A 25,641-nucleotide genomic window follows, 5' to 3' on the forward strand; every position below is an offset into this window, starting at 1 on the left:
GCCTTGATGCGCAGCGCAATCAGTACAATAATCGCGCATATGGATGTTTCCTCCCTGAATGCAGGCTGCCATGATCGTAAAAATCGTTTGTCTGAGTCTTCTTTGCATCATCGTGCTCTCTCTTGGCGCCAGCCTGGCCCAGGCGATGCATCAGCGGGAGCACGGCTCGCAGGAAAGCTGGTGGTCCGCCCGCCGTGACTCAGCGGGGCTGGCGCCCGATCCTCGGCAAAACGCCAGGCTGGCCATTGTGCAGGTTTACGCTGCACCGACCTGGGGATGGAGAGGCGTGGTGGCGGTACATCCATGGATCATCTATAAACGCGCCGGCGAGACGGAATATAGTCGTTATGAAGTGATTAGCTGGGGAGGCGGGGAAAAGGTGCGTCGCAATCGCAATCCTGCGGATGGCTACTGGTTCGGTGCGAAGCCCCGTTTGCTGGTGGAGCACCGGGGACAAGAAGCCGAAGCCATGATTCCGCAGATTGTCGCAGCCATTGCCAGCTATCCCTGGCCGAATACCTACCACGCCTGGCCGGGGCCAAACAGCAACACCTTTATTGCCCATATTGGGCGCGAGGTGCCTGCACTCAAGCTGGATATGCCCGCCAACGCGGTGGGAAAAGATTTTCGCTCGCTGCTGAATCCCATCGGCCTCCCGCCATCCGGACGCGGGATACAGGTGTCGGTGCTGGGGATTGCCGGTGTTACGCTGGGGGCCGAAGAGGGATTTGAACTCAACCTGCTGGGACTGAACGTGGGGCTGGATTTCACGCCGTTACGTATGCGTCTGCCGTTTATTGGCGGCCTGGGCGATGACAATTTGCGCAATGACCCTGCTAAATAACGCTACTATCCGCCATTGCCTATATCATCTCTTGCTGGCAAGAAAGAGCGGTATTGGTATTTTTATTGTTATGTCATGACTTAAACATAATCGAACGTATTCGATGGAGAGTCCGGCCGTAGAAATGCAAAAAACCGCCTTTTGGGCGGGTTCTTTAATAAGTGGTGCCCGGACTCGGACTAACGCCGAAGGCGTTGAACGACGCGCCTGTCGCGTCGGCCCCGAAGGGGTGAGCCGCTGGCGGCGAATAATCGAACGCAGTTCGATGGAGAGTCCGGCTGCAGAAAAGCAAAAACCCAGCCATAGGCTGGGTTCTCTGAATAGTGGTGCCCGGACTCGGACTAACGCCGAAGGCGTTGAACGACGCGCCTGTCGCGTCGGCCCCGAAGGGGTGAGCCGCTGGCGGCGAATAATCGAACGCAGTTCGATGGAGAGTCCGGCTGCAGAAAAGCAAAAACCCAGCCATAGGCTGGGTTCTCTGAATAGTGGTGCCCGGACTCGGACTAACGCCGGAGGCGTTGAATGACGCGCCTGTCGCGTCGGCCCCGAAGGGGTGAGCCGCTGGCGGCGAATAATCGAACGCAGTTCGATGGAGAGTCCGGCTGCAGAAAAGCAAAAACCCAGCCATAGGCTGGGTTCTCTGAATAGTGGTGCCCGGACTCGGGAACATTCAGTTATCTATTAAGTTGAAAATCATCATAAAACCCATTCCAGCAGATTGTCAAGACCCGCAGTTTGACCCGTATTTTTCTTTGTAGATCAAATGGTGGGTCGGTAGCACGAAGATAAGTCCGGTTCGTTCCTTTGGTTCGATTCCTAGTACTGTCTGTCAATCGTAATGACATTAGCGTTACGCATGCTGTATAATTTGTCTCCAGAGATAGACACAGGGGCATGACATCATGCCAGTGACGAATAACGTTTCCCTCAAACGCGAAACGTTAAATCTACGCATCAAACCTGCTGAGCGTGATTTCATCGACCGTGCGGCGAAAGCCAGAGAGAAAAAAACGTACTGATTTTGTCTTGGAGGCTGCCCGCGTTGCCGCAGAGGAAACGCTGATCGAGCAGCGCATCATTATGGCCGATCCAGACGCCTATCAGGAGTTTCTTGCCCGTCAGGATCAATCCCCCTGCACGCACTGCGTAAAGCCATGCAAATCCGCGCGCCGTAGGAACTTTCAGCTCCCGAGCGACTCCATGCCGGGCATGTGCTATCCGCATAGTGCTGAGGTGTGGATTCTAGGGGAAACTGGCTGAAACAACGGACGATGAAAAAATCAGCAAGCTGGCTCATCCAGGACATTTGTTTGCTGCGATGGCTCGAAAGTGCTGTGATGGTAAATACTGCACTCGGACACTTTTGCCGCAATATGCCTGACCCGATCCCGGCAGTCGTGTTGGGCCGTCTGGCGGTCGATAAGTCATTACATGGTCAAGGGAATAGGTAGGGGTTGGTGAGGGGTATTGGTCCATGCGCTGTCTGATGAAGTGCGGGAGTTTTACCTACGGGTGGGGTTTGACTCTTCGCCAATTGACCCAATGATGCTAATGGTAACACTGGGGTGATTTGGTTAGAGAGCGTTTATTATTGCGGACAGATAACGCGAGATAGATCCTCTGACTGGGATAGCCTTTGCCAGTGACTGGCTAATAAGTAAGCTAAACCTGGATTACCTTTCTGTCAAGACCACCAGAATGACCACCAACTGATGAAATGTGACAGACCTGATGACGGGCCCCTCATCAGTAGACTATCGAATCGAATTCTCTGACCATGAATGTCGCAAATTAGTGACCTGCTCAAGATCAGCTAGAACGCATCTTAAAAAAAGATGTTTTTTTTATCTATAACACAGGGGGGATGGAGGGCTGGAAAAAAGTTAGCTATGCATACGCCGTGGACAGATTCTTATTCGTTTTAATTGAATCCCCCCCTTTAATTGGAATTAAAATTTAAATATTTTAATTTTTTAGTTTTAATTAATAGATTAAATCTAAATAAAATGATTTTGTACTAATTACAAAAGCACTGATTATTTGTACATTGAAAAGAAAAAAACAGACACATCTTATAGCTATATTCTCTGGTGATGGGGGTAATAATGTCTGAATTGAATGTAGTCAATGACCATGGAGTACGGCTACTCAGCCTGAATGGTGGTGGGGCCAGAGGGATATTTACAATCAGTGTGCTTGCTGAGATTGAGAGGATACTTGCCTCTAGGCATCCTGACCAGGAAATCAGAATTGGGGAGTACTTTGACCTCATCACTGGGACATCAATAGGTGGGATCTTGGCCTTGCTAAAGGCAAGAGTGCTCGCGAACTGGAACGTGTTTTCTTAGATAAAGCGAATGATATCTTTCCAACTAGATGGTGGCTGTTCAATCTCCTTAAATCATTTGTTGCTCCTATTTATAGTAGTACACCCCTTCGGCAAACAATTGAAACGATGATCGGTGGTGAGACCACCTTTAACCGGTACGGTAACGAATAAGTGGCTTCTGCCCCTTATAAAGATGTGTTATGACCAATTCGCCGGTAACCTGTCCCTTTGTTACGTCGTAGCCTATACCATTGGAAGGATCAATAATCTCGTAATAGTTGTTTAGGGGGATAGTGTAAAGGTTACTGTCTTCCGCGCAGACGGCAAGAATTGATGATTCCTGAGAGGCATACATACAGCTATATACCTGTGCCCCCCATACTTCACCAATGTTCCTTAACAGCGACGGCGTCGTTAGTTCACCAACAGTAAGGATCAGCTTCACACTTGTAGCGGATGGAGCCTGCCCTAAATCTTTAATAAAACGTGCAACTGAAATAGCCACCGCTGGCGTGCAGACCAGTGCGGTTATCTGCAATTCATTGATCAACGCCATGACACGTTTCATTCCTACTACAGGCGAACGAGGTCACATTTTCACAACACTGTAACCAAGGCTGCGAAATACATCTTCAAACGTATCACCTGTTGAATGAAGCTCACTTGGCCCCATGACTCCTACAATATGTTTTGAACCATGCTGTTCAAATATATCCCGGTAATGAATAATAAGGGGGGGGTATTATGGATTGAATCGGTTTCATTACGGGGATAAGGTGTCGGTTTTCCTGTTGTACCGGTTGTTTCGTAATAAATCCAGCTTTGGTCGAGTGATGCGGATGCTAATGATGCGCCGTGATTTCTCTGGTCATTTTTGGTCGTAAATGGAAGAGTGTTTATTTTATTTATTGACAATGATTCAATGTCAGCAGTGGTCAATTCCTTTAAATGTCCATGATAGAAAGGGGAGTTTTCAGAGGCATACTTAACGATTTCTCTAAGTTTTTTATTCTGGTGAGAGAAAAGCTGTTCCAAACCCATATTGCCTGCATTAAAGTCACAGTGCTGATGATAAACTTCTTTTGCTTGCTCGATTATTCTTTCTTTGAAAATAGCATACATTTTGTCTTCCTCAGCTAAGAAAAATTTCGAGTAAAATATTAATGTGTGCGGAGAATCAATCAGCAGTATATCCACTGCTGACTTAGTGATTATTTAAGGTGAATCATTTGTAGAGTGGGAGATTCCCTGTCATTTTTGTCACTTTCTTTTTAGGGCCAATGATTCCAATTGCTACCAGCTCAATATTATCACTTTTCACTAAGGATATTTTTTCGCCATACTCTTCATACGTTTTGCATGACTGTGCCAGTGCACTAAATGGCATAACATAAACTTCATTATCACTTTCTGCAGTGGCTTGTATTTCATGAAGGTATTCACCTGACGCCAGCAGAATAGGAAGCGGACTATAAATCACGCCAGGGTAATTCACATCGTCAAGGCTTTGCATATCTGGACCAACGAGATTTTCAACTGTGCGTCCAAAACTAATTCCAATGACGCTTGCCGCATTCATAGCAAGACCGGCTGGAAGGCCTTTATCAATAATAATCGTACAGCGATGTTGGCTCGCATCAAATTTCATATTTAATCCTCAATTCTATATTAATTATTTAACGGGCGTTGAGAAGGTCATTTAATACAGAGAGCAGACCACTGTTCAGTGTAAAGTCACTGGGTAGTTCAATATCAGAAACCTTCCAGTCCGCGATAGATTTCTATTTTGCAACACCTCTCTGGTGATCAGGATGGATAATATATGAATTAAGACTTTCACTATTTTCAAACAGGCCAATCACCACGAAATCCGCTGCAATATCTCGCATTGTGATATTTCTGCCGCAGGTCCATCCTTTTATTTCATCAATGTGATTTGGGTGGGCACGCGTTGCTCTTTCTGCATCAATGGCTTCCAGGGATGACCAGTTCCATGGGTTCCTGAACGTAAACATGACGATATGCATTAACATATGATTCAGTTCTTCCCTTATGCTGTTTGTAATAACTCATTGAAAAAGTAGACACATTATGCAGCAGCTAAATGGAAATTTGTTACCTATATCATTTACTTATTTCATGTTTTTAGGTAATAATTACCTGTTAGTGCTTTCAAAAAGAAAGGATTTTTCCCTTATGGCGCTTAGTCCGACAGATATGAAGATCCTCAAACTTTTACAAGATGATGCTCGTGTAACGAACCAGGTACTGGCGGAGAAGATAGGCATGTCAGCGTCTCCTTGCTGGCGAAAAGTTCGCAAGCTTGAGGAAGATGAAGTGATTCAGGGTTACCGGGCTGTCCTTGACCGTAAAAAGATCGGTCTGGGGGTGATGGTTTTCATTCGGGTAGCCATTGATAGCCACAGTGAAGCGGAGGCCAAGAAATTTGAAGAAGAAGTGACCGCGTTGGAAGATGTGGTTGCCTGCTATAGCATCGGTGGGGATGCCGACTTTCTGCTGCAAGTGGTGGCATCTGATCTGGACTACTATGCTGATTTCGCAATGTCAGTTGTACGCAGACTGCCGGGAATTAAAGAAATGCAGAGTATGTTTGTCCTTAAAGAAATCAAGCCACTTGTTACTTATCCAATAAAAAAACTGCCCGAGTAGTCTGCTGCCGCCTGGATGGTCAGAAACTGATCCCTCCAGGTTTATAGCGACTTTCCTAACAGGCTATTTTCCCACCCCAAACCCCAAACCCCAAACCCCAAACCCCAAACCCCAAACCCCAAACCCCAAACCCCAAACCCCAAACCCCAAACCCCAAACCCCAAACCCCAAACCCCAAACCCCAAACCCCAAACCCCAAACCCCAAACCCCAAACCCCAAACCCCAAACCCCAAACCCCTTTCACCGCTGCGGAGCAAGGGGCGCTACGTCCGGTTATGCAGGGGCAGATTTTTCTCCTGTGCGCTTTTCGTTCCTGTATCGGCTTCCGGTTAATCGTTTCCCGGCACAACCCGTCCCGCAAGGGTAAATGGCACGCATTCTGCGCCCTTGCGGGACTGAACGATGCCGGGAAAGCGAACCGTCAGGCGATGCGAAGACGAAAATCACACCATTGACGGAGAAAAAATCATGACGATTTCCCTGCATACCCAGACTAGCGCTAACACCGCAGCGGCGACCAGCGTATCCCCGCTGGACCCGTCAGGCTCCCCAAAAACGAAATTTTCCAAACCCAAAACCGATCTTTATCAGACCGTTACCGACAGCATCATTACGGCGCTGGAGGCCGGAGTGAAGCCGTGGGCGTGTCCCTGACAGCGTGTGCCGGGTATGTCCGGTTTGTCCTCCAACTACGCTACCGGCGCGGCTTACAGCGGCATGAATATCATGTTGTTGTGGTGCAGCGCGTCAAAACAGGGATTCTGTGATCCTCGCTGGATGACCTATAAACAGGCGCAGGCTATGAACGTGAGGATGTCGAACGCCTGGCGCACTTACTTGCTCTGGTACGAATAGCACTGGCCGCTAAACCTTGTGATTTTTTTGGCATGGCTTTCATGAGTCTGGAGCTTGGTGATAAACATCGTGGGCAGTTTTTTACACCTTGGAGTGTGGCATCCATGATGGCCAAACTGCAATTCACCGGACTGGAGCAACGGTTGTTGACCCAACCGTTCGTGACGATCAGTGAGCCTGCGTGTGGTGCCGGCGCCATGATGATCGCCGCTGCGGCCGAGATTCAGGCGTTGGGGTATATGCCTTCACAGTATATGTGGGTTTCCTGCGTTGATATCGATGTGGTAGCCATGTCGATGGCATATATTCAGTTGTCTTCGCTTGGCATTCCTGGAGAGATTGTGTTGGGGAATGCACTGGCAGATGAACGGCGATTGGTGATGTGTACCTGAGGGATCCCCAGAAAATCTAGTTATACCAATTCAGATTTAAAAATCTGACAGTCTGGTTTGAGCGAAGTGCGGAAGTTCACAGTTGGACTTAAAGTATATGGAGGCAATGCTAACTTACCGCATATTAATCAATGGTGGCAGGAAAATTACATGACCGATGGCTCGTCGCAACTAAGAGAGATTATGGAAAATACAACTAAAATTCAACACTTTATATCTCAAGCAGAGCAGCGTAGTAACTGCATTGACGAGAGCAGACCAAAAGATATGCAGCGAATCTACAAATTTGAAATCGAAGACCGAGAAAAAGGAGTTGTTCGCTTGATTAACCCTGAAGGTGCTAAAATAAAGAAGAACCTCTTTTTTTATGATCTTTTTAGTTTCGACGTGAAAAGCTCAAAGTTAAGAAAAAATTTTGAGGACTTTTTTCAGAAATTTGAAATGGACTTAGTTCCAGCAACAAAGATCCTTATCTCCGAATCAAAGGTAAATTCTGTAAGCGATATGTTGAAGGATGCTGCTGTACGAGTGTTCAAAGCAAAGATCATGGGAATGATTAGAAACCCATATTTAATTTCTCAAACAATCGACATGTTTTATCAGTCGGTGGATTTTCAACCAACTGACCCTCTTTTGCTAAAAAACTTTTCCGCTATTCGCGTGGGAAAAAAACCTCACCTAAGCGAGGTTTGCGCAATGTTTGGGGTGACGAGTGAGCAATATTTCCAGTGGCTGGAAATTATTTTTCTAGCTTTAATGACTCCGCCAAAAGTAACGAAAAGTATCTTAGAGTTGACTATTGAGGAGATGGTTGAGTCGGAGGGAAATATGTGTCATTTGATACTAGCAACCTTTGACAATATTCCGGGCAGGAGAGTTGCTGTACCTGATACCGGCTACCTCCAAGGAACTAATGATCCTAATCATAATGCGTTTCTTTTCAATTTGAGTCGAAGTGCGTTTGCTATATTCAATGTGGTGAACTTGCCAAAGCAGAACCTTGAAAAAATACCGGCGAGCATGAATGGAAAAATAGGGTCGTACAAAATAAACTTTTCAGCACTGCATCATCACAATAACATGAGCCTTCTTGAAAAATTTAACCGTCTGGCAGCATATCAAGCCCATTCTCATATTTTTTGTGCCGAACCTAAGATCTTTGGAGTTACCACTATTTAATGATTACAATTAATTTATTTTAGGTTGAGTAGTAACAAATGTCCGCTGTTGGCACAGAACGGCCTGTCAGATTAGATTAATCTCGTGCCATAGCAGTGTCATGTCACACTAAGCTAATACAATCTATACTCAATAAACTTCAAAGTGCAGATTGTTTCAGGGAGCCACATTAAGTCCTGCAGATGAAAATATTTATTTTTGACTTTATTGAGTATTTTAACCTTGGTCTTTATTATCAGCAGCCATTAACTCCAGCAGATTTCCATCAGGATCCCGAAAGAAAACAGATTGTGATGGCTGACCTGAACTCGTTTCACGGGGCACCGGGCCATGGATTATTTCGATATCGTTTTTCTCAAGTAGCTCTAACACGCTGAGAATTGTCCCTCCCCACCGGAAGCATAAATCAGCACTCCCTGGCATTGGCCTTTTAGCTACAAGTTCCACGCCATTCTCAACCTGATGTAAACTCAGGACAATATCACCCAGCGATACCTGCCTTACAAGCAGTTTCCCAAAGGGGGCGTACTCTGCATGAATTTTTGCACCAAACAATTTATCGTAAAAACAGTAAGATACTTCAAGGTCGGCAACAGTTATTGCAACATGATCAATGAGAGTTATTTTGTTCACAGGTGAACACCTTACGCTATACGTCGTTATGTCTCTGACACGGAACTGAGCACCTGAAAATTGTCGTTGATACGACAGCCCAGTTTCTGCCCCAGTTCCGGCAGGGTTCGTTCAAAAAATCCTCTTATCGCGTCCCTGAAGGCTTTCGCTGACGCAAAATACCGGTTATTCCGCACATGCTCATTCATCACCTTCCACAACCGTTCTGTCGGGTTCAGGTTCGGGCTGTACGGCGGCAGATAATGCAGTTCAATATTCATCACGAAGGCCCAGTCCTTAACCAGCGATGCCCGGTGATAAGGCGCACCGTCCAGTATCAGATGCACTTTCTGCGACACCGGATAAGTCTGGCGAACTGCAATAAAAAAACGGCAGATAGCATCCGCATTAATCTGCGGATAATCACGGGTCACCGTCCGGGCCAGGTCGTTCACGCTGAGGGCGCTGATGATGTTCAGGCGGGTCCGGCTCCCGGTGGTTTTCACCGCTTTCAGTTCCCCCTTTCTTATCCAGCCACAGCTCAGCTTCGTTGACTGCGTCGGATGTACCGCATCCATAAACAGAATGGGTTCGCTGTCACCGGCAGCCTGCTTCAGCGCTTCATAATGCGTCATGAACTGCTGCTGTTGTGCCGGGCAGAACTTATGGGGAATACCTGACGGTTTTTTCCAGGTGAACCCGTTGCGGTGAAGCCACTTATTCATACCCGGAATGCTGTAGCGCACACCGAAGCGGTCACGGACAAGCGACACGATACTGGCCGTCGTGATGTGAACAGTGTCAGTCAGAAGCTGACGAAGTTCGGCAGACTCCCCGGGAGTCAGATGCTCCTGCGAACCGCCGTTATCAGAGGTGAGCTTACCGTCGCTGAGATAATCCGATAGATGACGCAGAACCGTGGTCTCATGAATGAGCTGAGACTGCGCAATCATGGCAGGAGACCAGCCCTGAGCAGAAAGCAGCACGCAGCGTATCCGGTCGCAGACACGGCGGTCACGACTCTGCCGGTGCTGAGCCTCAAGGGCGGCAATCTGTGCGGAGGTCAGTTTTACGTTCATGGCCTGAGCATGATCCTCAGCACCGACGAAATCAAGCAGTTTCAATGATCACGGGTATAGTAAACCAACATCATATCGGTATACCTTTGGTGTAATTTCTTTAATCCCGAGTCAAGCGACAGGGTATTTAATATGAGTGGAGAATGTCGAAATACGTTCTCCGCCAGTTTTAACAGCGAAATGACTCGCCTGTTTTTCACTGTGTTTGCCTGATATTTATGATGTATCCCTCTGTTTTCAAGACTAAAACCACTTAACCACATAATGATACTGGCTAAAGTCGCGATCAGGCTCAACACGGCGACTCGCTCAAGTGAATGGCTGGTTCCAAGCCTCAGGCCAAATCCCCAGCGAGGATTTTTTTCATCCCTGAAATTTTGCTCAATCTGCATTCTTCGGCTGTATAATTTCATTACCTGTTTTGGTGAGAACTCGGTGTTATTTGTGAAAATAAACCAGGGTGATTTCCCTGCAGTCCGGGCTTTAGCCGTCACCGCTGCCCTGGCAGTTCTGTCCTTTGAGCGTTTGAATTTACGGCCTCTGGATTTACTTTTATAAAGGTAGAAATGGCCTTCATGCTGTGCTTCTTTACTTCGCCCCAGCAGACCTTCACCTAAATAAATTGCCGTTGCTGATGCCTTTGTCCCTGAATCCAATACCTTTTCCCATCCATCACCAACATTGTAATAGTGATTACCCAGTACCCGGCAAATATAAGTCCAGCCACGGGAACTGACCTGCTGAAACCACCGCCCCTGAAAACCGGCGTCTGTAATAACAATGACATCAGTTTCAGCTGTGAAGCATTCAGAAAGCGACGCAAGAAAACGCTCATGTACCTCAGCATTCGCCGTCTGAGATGACGGAACGACACAGCTCATCAGCGGTAAAGAACGTCCATCACATGCCAGGCTTGCCCGCAGTAGCTGGAAACGGGAAGCATGATAAGCGCTCCAGTCAATGAGTATCACGGCACGGGGCATTCCCTGCGTAATTCTCTGAGTAACCCGCTGAAAAATGGTTGAAACCTCATTTTGCAAATGGGGGTTCCCCAGCAGTCGGTCCACACGCTTTATTTTGTTTTTTACCGATGCAGTTCCGGTTAAATGACGTCCGATACTGGTAAGCGTAAGAGAGGAGCCATTTATTACAGCACTGGTTGCGTCAATCAGTGAGTTTTGACGGTACAGATGCAGAGGCTCCAGTACATTTTTAAGGAATTTTCGGCATAACGAACGAGCAGGCATAGGGTTATCTCATTGAATTATTGAAATAATCAATAAGATCATAAATCCCGGTACCTGTCATTTTTTCTGGGGATTCCTCAGGATGTGTACCCCGATGCATTGGTTGGGAAAATGGCCACTTCGATTACAGACGCTTAGAGAGTTTAAAGCGATTAGTTGACAACAATCGCCCCTGACTGGGGCGATTATCTTCAACACGTATTAATTAAGAGGTCTGTTTTACGAGGCGGTATTATTGGCCAAGACTGATTCTATAGCTTTTTTGATATCATTTAATCTGACCGGTTTAGTTAAAATAGCCACATCTTTGATTGGGCTTTCACTCGTATATATCTGATTAACTTGAAATTGCATTTTTCAGTAACGGGAAGTTGTCATTAATACGGCCAACCAGAGTCCGGTGATAGCAGGTAATTTAACGCTGAAGAAGCGATGTATTTCCTCCCGGAACACCTTTGGTGAGGTAAAATAACGATTGTTCCTTACCTGTTCATTCATCACTTTCCACAGCCTTTCTATCGGATTCTGATTGGGGCTGTATGGCGGTAGGTAATGAAGTTCTATATTCAGCAGATAAGCCCATGTTTTTATCTGCTCCGTCCGGTGATATCCGGCACCGTCAAGGATGATATGAACCTTCTGTTTTATCGGGTACGTTTCACGGACAGCAATAAAGAACCGGGCGATATTATGGCTGTTAATTTTGTCATATTCCCGGATGACCGTCCGACTGATATCGTTCAGGTTCAGGGCTCCCATAAGGTTCAGACGGGTACGGCTTCCGGTGGTTTCTACCGCATGGGCCTTTTTTCCGGCAGGCATCCACCCATAAGCGAGTTTTGTTCCCTGCGTCGGATGCACGCCATCAATGAACAGAATGGGTTCATCGTCACCAGCCTGCTGTTTCAGTGCATTGTAGGTTTCCACGAACGCCTGCTGTGCTTCCGCGCTGTATTTATGCGGTATGCCAGCCGGTTTTCTGTAACTGAATCCGTTACGGTACAGCCACTTATTCATGCCCGGAATGGTATAGCGGATGCCCACATCCATCAACCAGCTCAATGATGCTCTGTGTGGTTGGAAGAAGGTGACTGACAAGATGACCCCGCAGTTTCTGGGTCTGTTCTTCGCTGAGATGACTCTGAGAACCGCCATTTTCTGGCGCCAGTTTTTGCTCGCTCAACCAGTCATTGAGGTGGCGGCGAACCGTTGTTACATCAATCAACTGCGATTTGGCGATCATGGCAGCAGACCAGCCTTCATCAGCAAGGAGAACGCATCTTATTCTGTCACAAACGCGCAAGTCCCTGCTGCACTTGTGCAGCACTTTCAGGGCAGTTCGTTGTTCAGAAGTCAGATGTATTTTCATAGCGTTGAGCATGATCCTCATTTTGTACAAAATCAAGCATCTTCAATGATCTCGGGTATATGCACTAATAAATATGAAAGGCGTGTTTTTATTTGGTCCTTTATTCTCTTTGACTCTCTTATATAAGTCATCATCTGTCATTATAGGCATCTGCAGATCGCTCAAAACAAGATCGAATGATTTTTCGATATAATTTCTCCAAAGCCCGCTCTGGGGAGGTCGTATACTCGACTGTAAACTCATGCTGAAGAATTGACACCAATGATTCACAGGCCATTTCATTATCATCGATAATTAAAACCCTGATCCCTTTGGCTGAAAAAGTGATATTATCCATATCGGCGGGAATGACCGTTTCTTCATGTAAGATTCGAATGAAACATATCTCGCAAATGCAACAAATATGATGCGAATAATATATTCATATTATCATAAATAATTTAAATTCTACTAATTATGGTAGTGGTAATGCGGTGTTTATTGCGTTGATGTGATCCATTCTCTTTTTTGAATAATCTGTTTAAATTCAAATTATTGCTGTGTATTTTGGTGAGCCAAATTGAACTTATTGATTCGGCCAGTTGAAGTATGAAGTTTCACGCGGCATATTTGACACGCGGGTCCTGGAAGAAGCTTTTGACCCGTTCGGGGGATTTTTCGAGGTAGGTCATGTGTTCAGTCGAGGCATGCTTCAGTTTTGCTTTCGTTCGTGCTGGAACCTTTGTGCCGATAGCATGTTTGAGATCGGCATTCAGGCGTTCTTCCGGATTCAGTTCCGGACTGTAGCTGGGCAGATAGAAGAGTTCGATCTTGTCCTGCCGTTCAGCCACCCACGCCTTGACCGGCTTGCTGTGATGGACCCGAAGGTTGTCAAGGATCAGAAACACCTTCTTGTCAGCCTCCTTGATTAAGGCTTTCAGAAATTCGATCAGCTTGTCGGCATCGAAGGCTTCGTCAATGATCATCCAGCGCGTCTTGCCCGCTGGCGCGTAGCTGCGTCCGCGCACGTCGGTGTTGACCAGCGCGGTTTCGTCGCCCCAGTGAATCTCGCCACCTTCAGCTTTGGCGCGGGTTTCAATCGCCGGATATTGTTCGTCCTGCCATGCCTGAACAGCCTCAGGGCGCTGCTCGTAAGCCTTCTTGATGGGTTTTTGCGGCGTGAAGCCCCTGCGGGACAGTATAGTTGCCAACGCCACGTACAGAAAGCTTGATGCCGCATTCGCGTTCGATCAGTTGCATGACCGCCGCTCGGCTCCAGAGCGGAAACTCCATCTTCAGTTGCTCTGGCCGTTTGTCACAAATAATCCGCTGAATGGCGTGTTCCTGATCCGCCGTCAGCGTGCGCCCATGACCGGCGCGCTTGCCACGCATTCCGGGCTTGACTGCCGCCATTCCCCCCGCCTCATAACGATCAAGCGTGCCTCGAACCGCCGGGTACGACAACCCGCTCAGTTCCACAGTCCGCATCACACCATAGCCCTTGCGATGCAGCCGCACCACCTGCTTGCGCCGCTCGTGCAGTTGCTCCACCGTCGAATATCTCGCGTCATCTTTTTCCATGCCTAGCATGATGTGGGAGATTTCAAAAAATTCAAGCATTATCGTGCCGGCTCAATAGCACGCTTTGTATGGGTTTTTAGTGGGAATAATTCTGTATTTTCATGAGCGACTCATAAAATACCAGGAAATTGGAAGGCAATATTGAATTGATGGCCGGCTTATGTAAACTTGTGGGCTGATTGTCAAAATATGTCAGGAAGACACTGGGCCTTATTCTGAAGGGCTCGTGCGGTAGCTATGCCCTTAGAATAGTAACGCCCCGAAAATATCCTGGCTATTTTAACAATAGCACTTAAGTCAAACTTAACTCCCTTATCTTCATCATCGAAATATCGCTACGGAAAAGCATATGAAAATGCGCGTACTGTTTTCACTTCTGTTTGTAATGGCGGTGGCGGGCTGTAAAGCGCCGCAAAAACCTGTGATCAACGACGATACGATCGAGACCAGCCAGGTCAACGGCGTTACCTTAACCCACCGTCACGCTGTGACGCCGCCGACGGAGTTCACGCCGGTCAACGAGCCGTATCGTGCCATGTATCCGGCTTCCCTGATGAGCCGACCTGACTTCGGCGGCAAAGTTATCCGTAATCTCGAGACCGGAAAAACGTACGTGGTGCTGGGGCAGGTTGAACACTACTGGGTGGCGCTCGCCGACGAAGGCAACGATCAGCTGATTGGTTACGTCCCGATGCGCGCGGTTATCAAGGCCGATCAGTACGATGCCGCCGTGCGTAAACAGGCCATTCGTCATAAGACGCGTAAAAAAGCGACCTGTGTCGATGTTGATGGCAACAGCAAAGCCTGTAAAGACAGCGCTAACGGTACCTGGATCCTGAACTAAACGGCTTTCATGAGCGCATTTTTATGAATAATACAAATTTTCATAAGCTGTGGTTATTCTTTTACGCGGCGATTTTCGCCCTGGTCAGTGGTTGTACGTCGTCTTCACACAGCGCCCCCTCCCGCTACAATCTGCAGTTTCAGGCTCATCCACAAATCAATGAATCTGCGCCGCTTAAGGTCCGGGTGCTTTTGCTGAAATCCGATGCGGATTTCATGTCCAGCGACTTCTACTCCCTGCAGAACAACGCGTCAGCCACGCTTGGCGCGAATCTGCTGAACAGCGACGTGTTCTTCCTGATGCCGGGACAGCTGTCCAAAACCCTCAGTGGGCAAAGCTCTCCGGAGGCCCGCTACATCGGCGTGTTGGCGGAGTATCAGGTGCTAGATGGCAAAAAATGGCGCGTTTCACTCCCTCTACCTGTACCTGGCGAAAATCATATCTACCAGTTCTGGAAATGGTCCGCAGATGAACTTCAGGCCAACGTTTTTCTCGACGTGAACGGCATTCGGGTCATCAGCCAGTAACGCGCTTCAACACAGGAAACACATCATCATGACGAAAGCAGAAAAGGTCGTCTGGACCGAAGGCATGTTCCTGCGTCCACACCATTTTCAGCGGACTGAAAGTTATCTGCTCAACCATGTTCGTGAATGGGGTGCGCTACAGCGATCATATCTCTGGGGCTTTCTTGACGTAGAACTGGATGAAGCGATGCTTCGTCAGGGATGCATTGCCCTGAGCTACTGCACTGGCTTGCTGCCGGACGGCACCTTTTTCCAGGTGCGTAACGGGCGCAACGGTCCTGTACCGCTGAAAATTCCTGACAATCTCACCAACGAAAAGGTGGTGCTCGCACTGCCGATACGTCGTGGCGAGAGAGAAGAGGTGATTTTTAGCGAAGAGCCGGCCTCGCTGGCGCGCTTCATCGCTTTCGAGCAAGAGGTGGAAGACGATAACGCCATGTCGGTGGGGGATGCCACCGTCCAGTTTGGCCGCCTGCGTCTGACTCTGATGCTGGAAAAAGATCTCACGGCAGAATGGACCGCCATCGGCGTGGCATTAGTGACAGAGAAGCGTAACGACAATCACGTGCGGCTCGACAACAGCTATATCCCGCCGATGCTCAACGCCAACAACAGCCCGCAGATTTACAGCATGATCAACGATCTGCACGGTCTGCTGGTGCAGCGCAGCCAGCAAATTGGCGGTCGTCTGCGCCAGCCTGGCCGCTTTAACACCTCTGAACTGATTGAGTTCACGCTGCTGTCGCTGGTTAACCGTCATCTGGGCGAGGTTTCTCATTTAAAAACCCTCCCGCTGTTGCATCCCGAAACGCTCTGGCGCAGCTGGCTGCCGTTTGCGACCGAGCTTGCCACCTGGACGTCCCAGCGTGCCGCCGAAAGCGTGCTGCCGATTTACGATCATGACGATCTGGCAAACTGCTTCAGCAAGCTGATGCTGATGCTGCGTCAGGGGCTGTCGCTGGTGATGGAAGACCACGCGATTCAGCTGCCGCTTAACGAACGCTCTCACGGCCTGAACATCGCCACGGTGCCTGAAACCAACATGGTGCGTGAGTTCGGCTTCGTGCTTGCGGTTAAAGCCAACGTGCCAGGCGAACACCTGCAAACCCATTTCCCGGCGCAGATGAAGGTCGCGCCGGTCTCGAAAATCCGCGATCTGGTTCAGCTTCAGCTGCCGGGCATTATGCTGCGCGCCATGCCGGTCGCGCCGCCGCAGATCCCGTGGCATGCCGGCTATAGCTACTTTGAACTGGAGAAGGGCAGCGAGCTGTGGCACGAGATGGATAAGTCCGGTGCATTCGCCCTGCATCTAGCAGGGGAATTCCCGGGGCTGGATATGGAGTTTTGGGCCATCCGTAGCCCGACAGAATAATAAAGCGAGCGCTTAATATGCAGGAACGACAGGACACCGGCAGTGATGCCGCCTTTACCGGAGCCAGTAGCAACAATCAGCTGGTGGCGGCCGCCAATCCGCTGCTCAATGCGATTCCGCAGATCCGTCACTCGATCTCCCATGACGATCAGGTGGCGTTACGCCAGCGCCTGATCGATGAGATTCGCCGTTTCGAAGTCCGCTGCCAGCAGGCGGGGCTGCCCTACGAAGTGATCGTCGGGGCACGTTACTGCCTGTGTACGGCGCTCGATGAGGCCGCCGCGCTCACCCCCTGGGGTAGCAGCGGCGTCTGGTCAAGCAATGGCCTGCTGGTGACGTTCCATAACGAAACCTGGGGCGGCGAAAAGTTCTTCCAACTGCTAGCGCGCCTGTCGCAAAACCCGCGCGACCACATTCTGCTGCTGGAGATGATCAACTACTGCCTGCTGCTGGGCTTCGAAGGACGCTATCGGGTGCTGGATAATGGCCGCACCCAGCTTGAAACCATCAAGCAGCGGCTGTGGCAGATGATCCGTGGCGTGCGCGGTAGCTATCCGCCGCCGCTTTCTCCTCATCCGGAAGATCGTCCCGTGCTACGCAAGCTCTGGCGGCCGATGGTTCCCCTGTGGGCCTGCATGGCGCTGGCCGGGTTTATCGCCTGCCTGTTTTATATCGTGCTTAACTGGCGTCTTGGCGATAACACCAACCCGGTGCTGGCGAAGATTTATCAGTCCCAATTGCCGGAAACCACTATTCAGCAACCGGCGCGTCAGCTTCCGGCTGTGCTGAACCTGCGCGGCTTCCTGAAACCTGAAATCGAGGCTGGCCTGGTCGCGGTGAAAGACGAAGCGGATCGCAGCGTCGTTATCCTGAAAGGCGACGGGCTGTTTGCTTCTGCCTCTACCGTCGTGCGTGACCGCTATGAACCGGTCATCCACCGCATTGCGCAGGCGATGAATAACGTCAGCGGCAAAATTCTGGTGGTGGGCTACAGCGACAACGTGCCGATCCGCAGCGCGCGCTTTGCCTCTAACTATGAACTCTCTCTGGAACGCGCCCGCTCGGTACAGAAAATGTTGCAGGGAAGCCTCTCTCAGCCTGGCCGCGTGAAAGCGGAAGGGCGGGGCGAGATTAACCCGGTGGCGCCGAACACGACGCCTGAAAATCGCGCCCGTAACCGCCGTGTGGAAATTACTCTGCTGGTGTCGCCTGAAAACACTCAGGCTGAGCTGAACGGATTGCCGCAAGGAAACTAAGGAATGCTGACTACACTTCTTTCCATTTTGACCAACCGCATTCTGTGGAGCTTCCTCGGCGTCACGGCGCTGGCGGCGGTGATCTGGATGATTGGTCCCCTGTTGTCCATCGTGGACACCCGACCGCTTGAGTCTGAACAGAACCGTATTATCAGCATTGCCGTGGTCTATCTGCTCTGGGCACAGGGCCACATTCTGCCGCGCCTGTACAACGCCTGGCTGAACCGCAAGCTGATGGACAAGCTCAAAGAGAACACTGCCAGCCCTGAAGCGGCGGATCCGCAGAAGCGACTGAACAGCGAGGCGCAGATCCTCGCCAGCCGTTTTGATGAAGCCGCGCAGATGCTGAAAAAAGCGCACTTTAGCAAAGCGGGCCAGGGTGCCCAGTGGACGCAGCGCTTCAGCACGCAATATCTCTATCAGCTGCCGTGGTACGTCATTATCGGCGCGCCGGGCTCCGGTAAAACCACGGCGCTGGTCAATTCCGGGCTTCAGTTCCCGCTGGCCGATCGTTTCGGTAAGACCGCGCTGCGGGGCATTGGCGGCACGCGTAACTGCGACTGGTGGTTCACCAATCAGGCGGTGCTGCTGGACACCGCGGGCCGCTATACCACCCAGGAGAGCGAGCAGGTGCAGGACGCCGGCGAATGGCTGGAGTTCATGGGGTTACTGCGTAAGTATCGCCGTCGCCAGCCGATCAACGGCGTCATCATCACCATCAGCATTTCTGACCTGCTCACTCAGTCTGCCGAAGCGTCCCGCCAGCAGGCGGTGAACCTGCGTCAGCGTCTGTCCGAGCTGCATGAACAGCTGGGTATCCGCTTCCCGGTGTACGTGATGGTGACCAAGGCCGACCTGCTTAAAGGCTTCCGCGCCTGGTTTGCCGACTACGATAAAGCGCAGCGCGACCAGATCTGGGGCTTTACCCTGCCGTGGGAGCAAACCAAACACGCCGATTACGACCTGATGGGCAACTTCCAGCAGGAGTTTTCTCTGCTACAGCAGCGCCTCGATGCCGGGCAACCGGAAACCATGCTGAAAGAGCATGACGCGAAAACCCGCGCAGAAGCGTATCTCTTCCCGCAGGAGTTCGCCGCGCTGCGTCCGCTGCTGGCAGACTACCTGAGCACTGTCTTTGCCCGCTCCAACTTCGAAACCGAGTTCTCTCCGCGCGGGATCTACTTCGCCAGCGGGACTCAGGAAGGCTTGCCGTTCGACCGCGTGATGGGTGAACTGAACCGCGCGCTGTCGCTGCCGGAAGGGGGCGAGGCGGATAACTGGGATTCGGTCAGCAAAGAAGCGCCTATTCCGGGTGCTAAAGGTCAGAGTTTCTTCATTAAGAACCTCCTGCAAAACGTCATTTTCCAGGAAGCCGGGATCGCGGGCGAAAACCGCTGGTGGGAGTTGCGCAACCGGGCGGTGATCTGGTCCGGCTACGCGGCACTGCTGGCCCTGCTGGTGATCCTCGGCGGTCTGTGGCTGACCAGCTATGCCAAAAACAAAACTTATCTGGCAGAGGTGGATGCGAAGGTGCCGATGCTGGACCAGCAGAACAAAGCGTTACAGAACCAGCCGCAGCGTGACCTGTTCGATCTGCTGCCGCTGCTGAATGGTCTGGTCGACCTGCCGAAAAGCGACGCGTTTGATGTGAACGATCCGCCTGTATCCCGCCGTATGGGGCTCTATCGTGGGGATGACGTCAGCGATGCCGCGCAGTCTTTGTACCAGAAAGCGCTGGATCAGATGCTGCTCCCTGCCGTCGCCATGCACATCACTACCTGGCTTCGCAACGACAACGGCAGCGATGTGGAATACAGCTATGAAGCGTTGAAAGCCTATCAGATGCTGTATCAGCCGAAGCACTATGACGGCAAATTCCTGCATTCGTGGGTGATGCTCAATCTGCAGCGTAACCTGCCGCAGAACGTCACGAAGGCACAGCTGCAGCAGCTTGAATGGCACCTGACGCAGCTGCTGGAGCCGAAGATTCAGGCCTCGCCGTACGCACAGGATGAATCTCTGGTTGCTCGCGAAAGAGCGATGATCAACCAGCAGCCGCTCTCCACGCGCGTATACGGTCGTCTCAAGCGCCTGCTGGAACATGATGACAACCTGAAGCCGGTCTCCCTTTCCGACCTCGGCGGACCGCAGAGCGAGCTGGTGTTTTCGCGTAAAAGCGGCAAGCCGGTGAGCGAAGGCGTACCGGGTCTGTATACGCCGGACGGCTACTGGAAAAGCTTTAACGGCCAGATTGACAGCGTCACCACCGCCCTGCACGAGGACGACGCCTGGGTGCTGGGGGCCGCGATGGCGCAGGAGGATAAACAGCAGATCGACAACGCCGTGCGTCAGCTCTACATGCGCGACTTTATCGCTAACTGGGATCGCTTCCTCGCCGACATTCAGCTCAATAACAGCGCCGACCTTTCCCAGCGCATCAACACCGCGCGCCTGCTCTCCGGCGCCAATTCGCCGCTGCGCCGTCTGGTGCAGAACCTGAGCCAGGTCCTGACGCTGTCACGCAATGCGCCAGCGCCAGAAGATGCAGGTAAAGTGCAGGCGCAGAGCAACCGTGCGACCCGTACGCTGGAAGCCCTGTTCAGCAACAATGACGCAGCGCCGACCCAGGCCGCCGTGGTCACCCAGGCGCCGGAACAACTGGTCACCGACCACTATGCGCCGATGATTGAGCTGGCGCAGCCGCTGGAGAAGGGTGGGAAGACCATCGTGTTTGATGATTTTCTCAAGCAGGTGGATGAACTCTATCGCTACCTGACCGCCGTCCAGGACGCGGCCAACAGCGGGATGCCAGCACCGGGCGGTGAGGTGATCAGCCGTCTGCAGGCCAGCGCCGGTCGTCTGCCGGGCGGGCTGCAAACCATGTTCAGCAACATGGCGGTTGGCGCCAGCAGCGATACCCAACGTCGTGACCTGGAAAACGTACGTAAGCGAATTAACGTTGAAGTGGGCGGATTTTGCCGCCAGGCGATTGCCGGTCGCTACCCGCTGGTGCGCAGCGCCAGCACCGAGGTCACCCCTGACGATCTCGCGCGCATGTTTGCGCCGGGAACCGGGCTAATGGATGCTTTCTTCCGCGACAATCTGACCAATAAAGTGGACACCACGCAGGCCAACTGGCGCTTTATGCCGGGCATCGACGGGAAAACGCTGCCGGGAAGTGAAGGGCTGCTGAGACCGTTCCAGCAGGCCCAGTCGATTCGCGACGCCTTCTTTGCTAATGGCGCAACGACGCCGTCCTTCAAGGTGACGGTTCGCACCGTGCGAATGGATAACACCATTCTGAACCTGACGCTTGACGTTGACGGTCAGCTGCTGCGCTACAGCCACGGTCCGCAGGCCGTGCAGATCATGAGCTGGCCGGGGCCGGGCGGCACCAACCAGGTACGCATGCAGCTGGGGCTGGCGAACGGCAGCACGGCGACGCTGGTCACCAACGGCGCCTGGGCGCTCAACCGCTTCTTCGATAAAGCGAGCACCAGCCCGGGCGCGGGTAGCCTGAGCCGTCAGGCCACCTTCAACGTCGACGGACATCAGGTCACGCTGGAGTTTGCGCCAAACAGTATTCGTAACCCGTTCCAGCTTCCCCGTTTCTCATGCCCATAACCGCAAGGACAGCCGTATGACGAATACCCCTGCGATGAACCGCTACAGCTGGTATGGCAAGTTACCCAGCGCCGGAGATTTTTTGCAGCGTCGCTTTCCTGACACTTTACAGCGCCAGTGGTCACACTGGTTTCAGGTCGGTCTGTTGGCCTGGCAGCAGGAAGAGCAGCGCAGCGGCGAGCGCCAGTTCCGGAAAGCGCCAGTCTGGAATTATGTGGTACCACCCATGCTGGGCAGCCAGATGATCCAGATGGGCTGTCTGCTGCCCGGCCGCGACAGCGTTGGCCGACAGTATCCGGTTTGCCTTCAGCTGAGCTTCGCCCCGTCAGAGTGGTCGATCAGCCTGCTCAGCCAGGCCGAAAGCTGGTACCAGCAGATTGGGCGCCTGGGGTTGCACGCGGTGCGCAACAGTTTTTCCGCCTCGCAGCTGGATGAGATACTGATGACCATTCCGGTGCCGCAGCCGGTCGAACCGCAAAAGCGCTCCGACATCCTGGATGTGATTGGCTATGACGAGGACGGCCAGAGCACGCTGGGCTGGCCTCAGGCGGCGGAGTGCTTTGATCCGCTGCGTCAGACCAGCTACTGGTGGACCAACCGCTGCGACGGTTACCCGCTATACACCCACGTGCACAGCGGTAACTTTACCGGGCAGCTTTTCACCTTACTGTTCGACCCGGCAGGGGGCGCCCGTCCGGGGCGTCACGGTCTCTATCCGCCCATGTTTGAATAAGCAGGAATCTCATGAATATCGAAGAATTTCTCGCGCCAATAAGCCCCGACAAGCCCTGCGGCGAAAACCTGGAGTACGACGCCGACTTCCAGATCATGAATCAGGCCAGTCAGGGGAAAGCGGAACAGCAGTTTGGCGACACCATTATCCCGGCAGAGCCTGCTGACTGGAATACGGTAGAAAAATTCGCCACCAGTCTTCTGACCCGCACCAAAGATCTTCGCGTCCTGCTGGCGTTAACCCATGCCTGGACGCGCCGCCGTGGGCTTACGGGCTACGCGGACGGATTATTGCTGGTGCAGGAGGCGATCGCCCGTTACTGGGAGACGCTCTATCCGCTGCTGGAAGAGTATGGCGAAACCGATCCGTTCTATCGCATTAACGCCTTGGCCGGGCTGAGCGATAAATCTGACTTGACCGTCGCCGTGCGAAACGCCTCGCTTCTGCGTTCAAACAGCGATGAAATTTCGCTCCGGGATGCCCAGGCCCTGCTGGATGGCAGCAAGACGGAATGTCCGGACTATCCCGGTGGGCGTCCACGGCTGATTGACGAGCTGGCCCGCGGCGACCAGCCGGGAACCGCAGCGGTTATCGTCATTAACGAACGTCTGCTGGCGATTCGCGAGTTGCTCACCGGGCATCTCGGTGAAAGCGGCGTGCCTGAGATGGAACATCTGCTTAAAACCGTGGGGCTGGTGGCCAGCGCCTGTCAGGTGACCGACATCAGCAAGCTGCTGCCGAACCGTGAAGCGCAGGCAGAACCACAGGCCGAGCAGCAATCGGCGGCAACGCAACCCGTTCAGCCGGTTACCGACTGGCGAAGCGTGCAGGTCACCAGCCGCGCCGACGCGCAGCTGATGCTGGAAAAAGCGAAGCAGTATTTTGCGCAGTACGAACCGAGCCACCCCGCACCGCTGATGATTGAACGGGTGCAGCGACTGTCAGAACTTAACTTTATGGACATTATTCGCGACCTGGCGCCAGACGGCGTTAACCAACTGGAAAACATCTTTGGGCGCCGCGAATAGCGCGTCCAGGCATTATGACGACAGGCATGGAGCCTGCCGTTTCACCTTCACCGCGCATCTTTGATGGAGAACATCATGGCAATGAGTAACAGTGGGCAGAAATTCATCGCACGTAACCGTGCCCCCCGCGTCCAGATCGAGTACGACGTAGAGATCTACGGTGCAGAACGTAAGATTCAGCTGCCGTTTGTGATGGGCGTTATGTCCGATCTGGTCGGCAAACCGGTTGAAAATCTGCCGGCCGTCGACGAGCGTAAATTCCTCGAAATCGACATCGACAACTTTGACGAACGCATGAAGGCGCTGAAGCCGCGTGTGGCGTTCCAGGTGGATAACACCCTGACCGGAGAAGGTAAGCTCAACGTGGATCTGACCTTCGACAGCATGGACGACTTCCTGCCGGATGCGGTGGCCCGCAAGGTTGAGCCGCTGAACAAGCTGCTGGAAGCGCGTACCCAGCTCTCCAACCTGCTGACCTATATGGACGGCAAAAACGGTGCGGAAGAGCTGATCGCTAAAATTCTGCAGGATCCGACGCTGCTCAAATCCCTGAGCCAGTTGCCGAAAAATGACGAAAGCGCGAAAGGTAGCGAGGAATAATCGATGAGTAACCAGACTCAACAACATGAGCAGCAGGCGGGTCAGGCGTTCAGCCAGGATGAATTCAGCGTGCTGCTGAACAAAGAGTTCCGCCCGAAAACCGATCAGGCCCGCTCAGCCGTAGAAAGCGCGGTCAAAACCCTGGCGCAGCAGGCGCTGGAAAATACCGTCACTTTCTCCAACGACACCTACCGCACCATTCAGAATCTGATTGCCGGTATCGACGAGCAGCTGTCACAGCAGGTGAACCAGATCATTCACCACGAAGAGTTTCAGAAGCTGGAGAGCGCCTGGCGCGGTCTGAGCTACCTGGTGAACAACACTGAAACTGACGAGATGCTGAAGATCCGCTTTATGAGCATCTCCAAGCAGGAGCTGGGTCGCACCCTGAAGCGCTTCAAGGGCGTGGGCTGGGACCAGAGCCCGATCTTCAAGAAAATCTACGAGCAGGAGTACGGTCAGTTCGGCGGCGAGCCGTTTGGCTGCATCGTGGGCGACTACTACTTCGACCACAGCCCGCAGGACGTTGAGCTGCTGGGTGAAATGGCGCGCATCGGCTCTGCGGCGCACTGTCCGTTTATCACCGGTACCGCACCGGGCGTGATGCAGATGGAATCCTGGCAGGAGCTGGCTAACCCGCGCGACCTGACCAAGATCTTCCAGAACACCGAATACGCGGCCTGGCGTTCACTGCGTGAATCAGAAGATGCCCGCTATCTGGGTCTGGTGATGCCGCGCTTCCTGTCGCGCCTGCCGTACGGCATTCGCACCAATCCGGTCGACAGCTTTGACTTTGAAGAGCAGACCGACGGCGCGAACCACAACAGCTACTCCTGGGCGAACGCCGCGTATGCGATGGCCGCCAACATCAACCGCTCTTTCAAAGAGTACGGCTGGTGCACCTCGATTCGCGGCGTGGAGTCCGGCGGGGCGGTGGAAAACCTGCCGTGCCACACCTTCCCGAGCGATGACGGCGGTGTGGACATGAAATGCCCAACCGAGATCGCCATCAGCGATCGTCGTGAAGCCGAGCTGGCGAAAAACGGCTTTATGCCGCTAGTTCACCGCAAAAACTCCGACTTTGCCGCCTTCATCGGCGCGCAGTCGCTGCAAAAACCGGCGGAGTACCACGATCCGGATGCGACCGCTAACGCGCGTCTGGCCTCTCGCCTTCCGTACCTGTTCGCCTGCTGCCGTTTTGCCCACTACCTGAAGTGCATCGTGCGCGACAAAATCGGCTCCTTCCGCGAGCGCGAAGAGATGGAGCGCTGGCTGAACGACTGGGTAATGAACTACGTGGACGGTGACCCGGCGAACTCCTCTCAGGAGACCAAGTCCCGCAAACCGCTGGCGGCTGCGGAAGTGCAGGTGCAGGAGATTGAAGACAACCCGGGCTACTACGCCGCGAAGTTCTTCCTGCGTCCGCACTACCAGCTGGAAGGTCTGACCGTTTCTTTGCGTCTGGTATCTAAACTGCCGTCGCTGAAGACGAAAGACTCGTGATAATGAGTGCCGGCCCA

The 25,641-nt window shown here is 52.1% G+C and carries 19 protein-coding genes and 7 pseudogenes; 17 read left to right on the plus strand and 9 right to left on the minus strand.

Going from position 1 to position 25,641, the window contains the following annotated elements:
- Positions 1-70: 70 nt before the first annotated feature.
- The 4 genes and pseudogenes from AC1M2H_RS03840 (at position 71) to AC1M2H_RS03855 (ending at position 3,192) form a co-directional block, all read left to right on the plus strand.
- The gene (locus AC1M2H_RS03840) at positions 71-844 is read left to right on the plus strand and encodes a DUF3750 domain-containing protein (RefSeq protein WP_480150363.1); all 774 of its coding nucleotides are present in this window, start codon (positions 71-73) and stop codon (positions 842-844) included.
- Between the two features lie 902 nt (positions 845-1,746).
- Positions 1,747-2,104, plus strand: a pseudogene (locus tag AC1M2H_RS03845) (type II toxin-antitoxin system TacA family antitoxin).
- Positions 2,080-2,413 (plus strand): annotated as a pseudogene (locus AC1M2H_RS03850) (hypothetical protein). The pseudogenes AC1M2H_RS03845 and AC1M2H_RS03850 overlap by 25 nt, the downstream one beginning before the upstream one ends.
- A 536-nt stretch (positions 2,414-2,949) precedes the next feature.
- Positions 2,950-3,192, plus strand: coding sequence for a patatin-like phospholipase family protein (locus AC1M2H_RS03855; RefSeq protein ID WP_480150364.1), 243 nt, complete (start codon positions 2,950-2,952; stop codon positions 3,190-3,192).
- Positions 3,193-3,324: 132 nt separating this feature from the next.
- Here the strand turns inward: AC1M2H_RS03855 and AC1M2H_RS03860 are convergent.
- The 3 genes and pseudogenes from AC1M2H_RS03860 to AC1M2H_RS03870 form a co-directional block, all read right to left on the minus strand.
- Positions 3,325-4,295: pseudogene (locus AC1M2H_RS03860) on the minus strand (phenylacetate--CoA ligase family protein); the annotation flags it as partial.
- 103 nt (positions 4,296-4,398) lie between these two features.
- Entirely contained in the window at positions 4,399-4,821 is a 423-nt protein-coding gene (locus tag AC1M2H_RS03865) for a DUF2000 domain-containing protein (RefSeq protein ID WP_480150365.1), read from the minus strand.
- Between the two features lie 28 nt (positions 4,822-4,849).
- Positions 4,850-5,206 (minus strand): annotated as a pseudogene (locus AC1M2H_RS03870) (Dabb family protein).
- A gap of 163 nt (positions 5,207-5,369) precedes the next feature.
- On the opposite strand from AC1M2H_RS03870, the gene AC1M2H_RS03875 reads away from it, so the two are divergent.
- The 4 genes and pseudogenes from AC1M2H_RS03875 to AC1M2H_RS03890 all read left to right on the plus strand — a co-directional run bounded on the left by AC1M2H_RS03875 (position 5,370) and on the right by AC1M2H_RS03890 (position 8,270).
- On the plus strand, positions 5,370-5,843 hold the full coding sequence (locus AC1M2H_RS03875; protein ID WP_480151832.1) for an Lrp/AsnC family transcriptional regulator: 474 nt from the start codon (positions 5,370-5,372) through the stop codon (positions 5,841-5,843).
- A gap of 469 nt (positions 5,844-6,312) precedes the next feature.
- Positions 6,313-6,642, plus strand: a pseudogene (locus AC1M2H_RS03880) (ArdC-like ssDNA-binding domain-containing protein); the annotation flags it as partial.
- A 98-nt stretch (positions 6,643-6,740) separates the two neighbouring features.
- Positions 6,741-7,091, plus strand: coding sequence for an N-6 DNA methylase (locus AC1M2H_RS03885; protein ID WP_480150366.1), 351 nt, complete (start codon positions 6,741-6,743; stop codon positions 7,089-7,091).
- Between the two features lie 57 nt (positions 7,092-7,148).
- Positions 7,149-8,270 carry a hypothetical protein gene (locus tag AC1M2H_RS03890; RefSeq protein WP_480150367.1) on the plus strand — a complete coding sequence of 374 codons (1,122 nt, stop codon included), beginning with the start codon at positions 7,149-7,151 and terminating at the stop codon, positions 8,268-8,270.
- Positions 8,271-8,486: 216 nt separating this feature from the next.
- Here the strand turns inward: AC1M2H_RS03890 and AC1M2H_RS03895 are convergent, their stop codons facing one another.
- The 6 genes and pseudogenes from AC1M2H_RS03895 to AC1M2H_RS03920 all read right to left on the minus strand — a co-directional run bounded on the left by AC1M2H_RS03895 (position 8,487) and on the right by AC1M2H_RS03920 (position 14,137).
- Positions 8,487-8,903 (minus strand): VOC family protein, encoded by a 417-nt coding sequence (locus tag AC1M2H_RS03895; protein ID WP_480147914.1) that lies wholly within the window; start codon positions 8,901-8,903, stop codon positions 8,487-8,489.
- A 26-nt stretch (positions 8,904-8,929) separates the two neighbouring features.
- Positions 8,930-9,961: an IS630 family transposase gene (locus tag AC1M2H_RS03900; protein ID WP_480151833.1), complete on the minus strand. Its 1,032-nt coding sequence runs from the start codon at positions 9,959-9,961 to the stop codon at positions 8,930-8,932.
- A gap of 41 nt (positions 9,962-10,002) precedes the next feature.
- Positions 10,003-11,208: an IS4 family transposase gene (locus AC1M2H_RS03905; protein WP_480150368.1), complete on the minus strand. Its 1,206-nt coding sequence runs from the start codon at positions 11,206-11,208 to the stop codon at positions 10,003-10,005.
- A gap of 337 nt (positions 11,209-11,545) precedes the next feature.
- Positions 11,546-12,577 (minus strand): annotated as a pseudogene (locus AC1M2H_RS03910) (IS630 family transposase).
- Between the two features lie 130 nt (positions 12,578-12,707).
- Complete coding sequence (locus tag AC1M2H_RS03915; RefSeq protein WP_480152311.1) at positions 12,708-12,914, minus strand: hypothetical protein; 207 nt, start codon at positions 12,912-12,914, stop codon at positions 12,708-12,710.
- Between the two features lie 259 nt (positions 12,915-13,173).
- Positions 13,174-14,137, minus strand: a pseudogene (locus tag AC1M2H_RS03920) (IS630 family transposase).
- 349 nt (positions 14,138-14,486) lie between these two features.
- Between AC1M2H_RS03920 and AC1M2H_RS03925 the strand changes: the two are divergent.
- From AC1M2H_RS03925 to tssC, 9 genes are all read left to right on the plus strand, one after another.
- Positions 14,487-14,981: an SH3 domain-containing protein gene (locus AC1M2H_RS03925; protein ID WP_480150369.1), complete on the plus strand. Its 495-nt coding sequence runs from the start codon at positions 14,487-14,489 to the stop codon at positions 14,979-14,981.
- A gap of 23 nt (positions 14,982-15,004) precedes the next feature.
- Positions 15,005-15,508: a type VI secretion system lipoprotein TssJ gene (gene tssJ, locus AC1M2H_RS03930; protein WP_480150370.1), complete on the plus strand. Its 504-nt coding sequence runs from the start codon at positions 15,005-15,007 to the stop codon at positions 15,506-15,508.
- Positions 15,509-15,536: 28 nt separating this feature from the next.
- On the plus strand, positions 15,537-16,880 hold the full coding sequence (tssK, locus tag AC1M2H_RS03935; RefSeq protein ID WP_480150371.1) for a type VI secretion system baseplate subunit TssK: 1,344 nt from the start codon (positions 15,537-15,539) through the stop codon (positions 16,878-16,880).
- Positions 16,881-16,897: 17 nt separating this feature from the next.
- The gene (locus tag AC1M2H_RS03940; RefSeq protein WP_480150372.1) at positions 16,898-18,136 is read left to right on the plus strand and encodes a DotU family type VI secretion system protein; all 1,239 of its coding nucleotides are present in this window, start codon (positions 16,898-16,900) and stop codon (positions 18,134-18,136) included.
- A gap of 3 nt (positions 18,137-18,139) precedes the next feature.
- Positions 18,140-21,760, plus strand: coding sequence for a type VI secretion system membrane subunit TssM (gene tssM / locus AC1M2H_RS03945; RefSeq protein WP_480150373.1), 3,621 nt, complete (start codon positions 18,140-18,142; stop codon positions 21,758-21,760).
- Positions 21,761-21,776: 16 nt separating this feature from the next.
- Positions 21,777-22,493 carry a type VI secretion system-associated protein TagF gene (tagF, locus tag AC1M2H_RS03950; protein WP_480150374.1) on the plus strand — a complete coding sequence of 239 codons (717 nt, stop codon included), beginning with the start codon at positions 21,777-21,779 and terminating at the stop codon, positions 22,491-22,493.
- 11 nt (positions 22,494-22,504) lie between these two features.
- Positions 22,505-23,521 carry a type VI secretion system protein TssA gene (gene tssA, locus AC1M2H_RS03955; RefSeq protein WP_480150375.1) on the plus strand — a complete coding sequence of 339 codons (1,017 nt, stop codon included), beginning with the start codon at positions 22,505-22,507 and terminating at the stop codon, positions 23,519-23,521.
- 75 nt (positions 23,522-23,596) lie between these two features.
- Complete coding sequence (gene tssB, locus AC1M2H_RS03960; RefSeq protein ID WP_480150376.1) at positions 23,597-24,121, plus strand: type VI secretion system contractile sheath small subunit; 525 nt, start codon at positions 23,597-23,599, stop codon at positions 24,119-24,121.
- A gap of 3 nt (positions 24,122-24,124) precedes the next feature.
- Positions 24,125-25,624, plus strand: a complete 1,500-nt coding sequence (gene tssC / locus AC1M2H_RS03965) for a type VI secretion system contractile sheath large subunit (RefSeq protein ID WP_480150377.1) — start codon at positions 24,125-24,127, stop codon at positions 25,622-25,624.
- Positions 25,625-25,641: the final 17 nt, after the last annotated feature.

It is taken from the genome of Klebsiella sp. F11, assembly GCF_056712265.1.

What these genes read in the sequence shown, in the direction of transcription:
- AC1M2H_RS03840 (WP_480150363.1), top strand. Translation starts at nt 71, where the DNA reads ATGATCGTAAAAATCGTTTGTCTGAGTCTTCTTTGCATCATCGTGCTC.
- AC1M2H_RS03855 (WP_480150364.1), top strand. Translation starts at nt 2,950, where the DNA reads ATGTCTGAATTGAATGTAGTCAATGACCATGGAGTACGGCTACTCAGC.
- AC1M2H_RS03865 (WP_480150365.1), bottom strand. Translation starts at nt 4,821, where the DNA reads ATGAAATTTGATGCGAGCCAACATCGCTGTACGATTATTATTGATAAA.
- AC1M2H_RS03875 (WP_480151832.1), top strand. Translation starts at nt 5,370, where the DNA reads ATGGCGCTTAGTCCGACAGATATGAAGATCCTCAAACTTTTACAAGAT.
- AC1M2H_RS03885 (WP_480150366.1), top strand. Translation starts at nt 6,741, where the DNA reads ATGAGTCTGGAGCTTGGTGATAAACATCGTGGGCAGTTTTTTACACCT.
- AC1M2H_RS03900 (WP_480151833.1), bottom strand. Translation starts at nt 9,961, where the DNA reads ATGAACGTAAAACTGACCTCCGCACAGATTGCCGCCCTTGAGGCTCAG.
- AC1M2H_RS03905 (WP_480150368.1), bottom strand. Translation starts at nt 11,208, where the DNA reads ATGCCTGCTCGTTCGTTATGCCGAAAATTCCTTAAAAATGTACTGGAG.
- AC1M2H_RS03915 (WP_480152311.1), bottom strand. Translation starts at nt 12,914, where the DNA reads ATGGATAATATCACTTTTTCAGCCAAAGGGATCAGGGTTTTAATTATC.
- AC1M2H_RS03925 (WP_480150369.1), top strand. Translation starts at nt 14,487, where the DNA reads ATGAAAATGCGCGTACTGTTTTCACTTCTGTTTGTAATGGCGGTGGCG.
- tssJ (WP_480150370.1), top strand. Translation starts at nt 15,005, where the DNA reads ATGAATAATACAAATTTTCATAAGCTGTGGTTATTCTTTTACGCGGCG.
- tssK (WP_480150371.1), top strand. Translation starts at nt 15,537, where the DNA reads ATGACGAAAGCAGAAAAGGTCGTCTGGACCGAAGGCATGTTCCTGCGT.
- AC1M2H_RS03940 (WP_480150372.1), top strand. Translation starts at nt 16,898, where the DNA reads ATGCAGGAACGACAGGACACCGGCAGTGATGCCGCCTTTACCGGAGCC.
- tssM (WP_480150373.1), top strand. Translation starts at nt 18,140, where the DNA reads ATGCTGACTACACTTCTTTCCATTTTGACCAACCGCATTCTGTGGAGC.
- tagF (WP_480150374.1), top strand. Translation starts at nt 21,777, where the DNA reads ATGACGAATACCCCTGCGATGAACCGCTACAGCTGGTATGGCAAGTTA.
- tssA (WP_480150375.1), top strand. Translation starts at nt 22,505, where the DNA reads ATGAATATCGAAGAATTTCTCGCGCCAATAAGCCCCGACAAGCCCTGC.
- tssB (WP_480150376.1), top strand. Translation starts at nt 23,597, where the DNA reads ATGGCAATGAGTAACAGTGGGCAGAAATTCATCGCACGTAACCGTGCC.
- tssC (WP_480150377.1), top strand. Translation starts at nt 24,125, where the DNA reads ATGAGTAACCAGACTCAACAACATGAGCAGCAGGCGGGTCAGGCGTTC.